Below are 3,281 nucleotides of genomic sequence, written 5' to 3'. Positions count from 1 at the left end.
CACGAGAGCGGATCGACGAACTAGAAGTACAGGCTAGCGAACTGGCAGTTGTTGCCACAACCCAGGCTAGCTACGCCGCAACCGCGGTGGCACTGGGGCGTTCACTTCAGACAGCCGTTGCTGAAAATGGGGCGCTACAAGATCAATTTCGTGAGGGGCAAGTGCTGGTAGCGGTAGTAGCAACTGTACAGGCTACGCAGAACGAGCGGATTCGAGAAGTTGAGCGGCGGAGTGAGCGGCTGATTCGCTTTCTCAATCGCCTGAGCGACATTGCTGGCGATACCGCCGATGACGTAGCCTCACCCACACCGACCAGTATCACCCCAATACCCCCAACACCGACTATGACCGCGCAGGCAACACCAACACCGTAACGTGAACAGCGGTACTGCACCCACTTAAGGGCCTATCCGAATAATCGTCTCACGGTACGGCGGATACAACCTGATAGATGTACGGGCGCAGCGACGCTGCGCCCCAACCGAATCTTCTTCTGCGACAGGGTATTCCGGATAGGCACTTAAGGCCTATCTGCATACCCGTCTCACGTGCAACGGATGCACCCCATCGATAGATGTAGAAGCGTCCCAACCGATCTCTGTCTGCGACTAGTACGGGGCGAGGCGGTACCTCACCCCTACCAGTACCTCGCCAATCGGCTCGACCGTGCCTACCCTGCATGCCCGCATCGCAGGGGATACGGGCACTGTGCCCCGACCAGTCTTCTGCTGCGAAAGGACACTTCGGATAGACTCTAATCACGCCCGATAGCAGCTTCGGTCAAGAAACGTACCATCTGCTCAATCGAACGTCGAGCACGGGCAAGTGCCAGTGTCATATCGGCCAGCACAGCCTCGGCCAACAAAAAATTAGACTGGTGATTCTGGCGCAAGGTCGGAAACAGGTCTTGGGCCGCTTCAAGATTTTGGATCGCCTCTGCAAGAGCGTGTTCGCTATCGTCACGCTGACGGGCAGCGACCATCGGCCAGCGGCCATGGATTTCGGTGCCGCGCACGATGACCAGGTAGCGACGCATACGTTCGGTGCAGGTCAAGGCATCGCACACGGCACGTTCGGCAGTAACGATCAGTATCCGACACAGGTGAGGGTTGCGGCTCAGTTCGTTACGCACCTCATCCAGCGTACTCCGGGCCTGCAGGATGTGCTGAGCCGCCTCTTCCGCTATGCGGATCAACTCGACCCTCTCGGTCTCCAGTTCGGTTGGCCAGCGGCGTGGTATCGTCGGCATAATCAATCGCGCTCCTTCGTGGTCGACGCAGGTACTCTTCGGTTGCTTGCTGGCGCAGAATGTTTTCGCCCAGTTGCCAGAGGATGATCGGAATGCCTGCGGCGACAAAACTACGCCAGACCAGCTCTTCATAGCGGCGCCAGTCAAGATGGCCCAAACGACGGGCAGCCAGCGCAACTGGCGCCAGCGAGAGAACAACCCCGCCGGCGACCTCGGCCCAGAGGTGATCAGGCAGTACGGTTGGAAAACGACGCTGAAGCAGACTTAGCGTTGCAGCATAGACAGACGATAGCCCTATAACCTGTAGAGGAAGTTGTACTGTCAGATGATCGGCTTCGGTCACGGTGTTGATCGTGGCGTTGTCATTCACTGCTCGCATTGCGGGGTTCCTTTCAGGTTCTTGTCAGGTATCATTCTAGCACGATTCGGCAAACTTGTCCAGTATTTAGGTTGTTACTGGGTTTTTATTATACGCTTCTTAGTTGTCTTCTGGCAATCTCATCCGTTACTCCTGATGAATATCGGTGCTCATGACACCTCCTTGTTCTGGTTGACCGACTCAGTTCGCAATCATCATACTACAAATTGTAGTAAAATCAAGCCCCCATCAGCAGACCGTAAAACATGGCTAGACGACTCGAATATTATATGCTATAGTAACATTGGTGAAGCCAGTAAGCTCCCAATAAGCACCCTGAAACTGGTGAAGTTGCTGTTGACATGCGAGGGAACCATGCTCCTTGGTACGTGGTATACGCTGCTCGATAACAGTGGCCGCTTTACAATCCCGACTCCGCTGCGACCGTTGCTTCAGCCCGGTATGATTATCACCCGTGGGTTTGACCGCTGTTTACAACTCTGCCCAGAACCGTTCTGGCGTGGGCTAGCGCAACGGGTAAATAATCTCACCCTCAGCGGCGACGACGAACGCTGGGTTCGTCGGTTGTTGTTTGCCGAAGCTATGGTCTTGCGGCTAGATGACCAGGGAACGATTACCCTCAGCGAAGCCCTGCGCGGCTATGCCGGTATCGACCGTCAGGTAGTGTTGATTGGAATGGATCAGTATCTGGAGGTGTGGAATCCTGAACGATGGCAAGAATGCCAGGCTACGCTGGTAGCAGCAACCGGACGTTGGTCACGGCGTGACTGGGATATGGCCGTATCGTTACGCGATGGTTTTTCTTTATGATCGTATTTACTACAATACGTAGTAAAACGATGCAACGGTTGTTCATGTCGTGTTCTACTCTTACCACGCCTTGCTGGTCACCGTTGAGAACGAGAATCGTGGGGAGTCAAGCCCGAGCAACACGACCGACGGTGATTATTTTTTGTCGCCAAAATTACTACATACCATAGTAGAAAGGAAATGACTCATGACCATCTCAAGCCGATCTATGCTCTATTCCACGCTAAGCCGACCAACCACCAGCGCTGCGATTGCCCGTCAGCGCCTACGCAGCACACTGCAACTTGATCGGCGCGCGACCCATGACCCTCGTCTCGATCAGCAGTTGCTGAGTACGCTGCTGGGCGCGGACGTACCTCATGCATCGCGGCAAGAATGAAGTGTGGGACGCTTATCATCATTGTTGTGCTATGACGAACACAATGGCTGAATGGTGGTTCGTGGCCAGGATGTACACCGATTTGTTCGGATTGTTGTTGTTCTGGTTGTTTTCCAGGTGGCAGGTACTGGTGATCACCTTCAGCCCGCTCTCCTTCCCGCTCATTACTTTGATTCGGCGACTGCTACGTATGAGATCAATATACCAGCCCGTCTTACTTTCAATCGATTTTAGTTCGTATCAGCGCGGATTCTTTGTGCGCTGGGAAGCCAGTGAGGTGATCGATATTACTCAGAGCCAAATGCCAATGCCGATTGCCGAAGCCGATCTTCCCCTCGTATTGCGGGCCCTTGATGTTCTGCAAGACCCGGCATACCCGCATCCGTGGACAGCAGCACAGGAAGCGGTGTTCAGGTTCACCCAGAGCGAACAGGATCGCTTACGTGAACTCGATTTTTGGGACG

4 protein-coding genes and 2 pseudogenes are annotated in these 3,281 nt (G+C 54.4%); 4 read left to right on the top strand and 2 right to left on the bottom strand.

The genetic code is table 11. From position 1 onward, the window contains the following. Window positions 1-374 (top strand): annotated as a pseudogene (locus JE47_RS0119875) (hypothetical protein); the annotation flags it as partial. Between the two features lie 380 nt (window positions 375-754). On the opposite strand, the gene JE47_RS21470 reads toward JE47_RS0119875, so the two are convergent. Together JE47_RS21470 and JE47_RS0119865 are read right to left on the bottom strand one after the other, a co-directional pair. Continuing rightward, window positions 755-1,132, bottom strand: a complete 378-nt coding sequence (locus tag JE47_RS21470; protein WP_236631326.1) for a hypothetical protein — start codon at window positions 1,130-1,132, stop codon at window positions 755-757. Window position 1,133: 1 nt separating this feature from the next. Beyond that, window positions 1,134-1,628 carry a hypothetical protein gene (locus JE47_RS0119865; protein WP_051871228.1) on the bottom strand — a complete coding sequence of 165 codons (495 nt, stop codon included), beginning with the start codon at window positions 1,626-1,628 and terminating at the stop codon, window positions 1,134-1,136. 354 nt (window positions 1,629-1,982) lie between these two features. On the opposite strand from JE47_RS0119865, the gene JE47_RS0119860 reads away from it, so the two are divergent. The 3 genes and pseudogenes from JE47_RS0119860 to JE47_RS22375 all read left to right on the top strand — a co-directional run. Next, window positions 1,983-2,438: a division/cell wall cluster transcriptional repressor MraZ gene (locus JE47_RS0119860; protein ID WP_031461411.1), complete on the top strand. Its 456-nt coding sequence runs from the start codon at window positions 1,983-1,985 to the stop codon at window positions 2,436-2,438. A 187-nt stretch (window positions 2,439-2,625) separates the two neighbouring features. Then, the gene (locus JE47_RS0119855; RefSeq protein ID WP_031461410.1) at window positions 2,626-2,817 is read left to right on the top strand and encodes a hypothetical protein; all 192 of its coding nucleotides are present in this window, start codon (window positions 2,626-2,628) and stop codon (window positions 2,815-2,817) included. A gap of 31 nt (window positions 2,818-2,848) precedes the next feature. After that, window positions 2,849-3,281 (top strand): annotated as a pseudogene (locus tag JE47_RS22375) (hypothetical protein); the annotation flags it as partial.

The organism is Chloroflexus sp. MS-G (assembly GCF_000735195.1).
In the GTDB taxonomy this organism is placed as follows: domain Bacteria; phylum Chloroflexota; class Chloroflexia; order Chloroflexales; family Chloroflexaceae; genus Chloroflexus.
The sequence above is the reverse complement of the archived record's forward strand: the minus strand, read 5'-3'. Positions and strand labels throughout refer to the sequence as shown.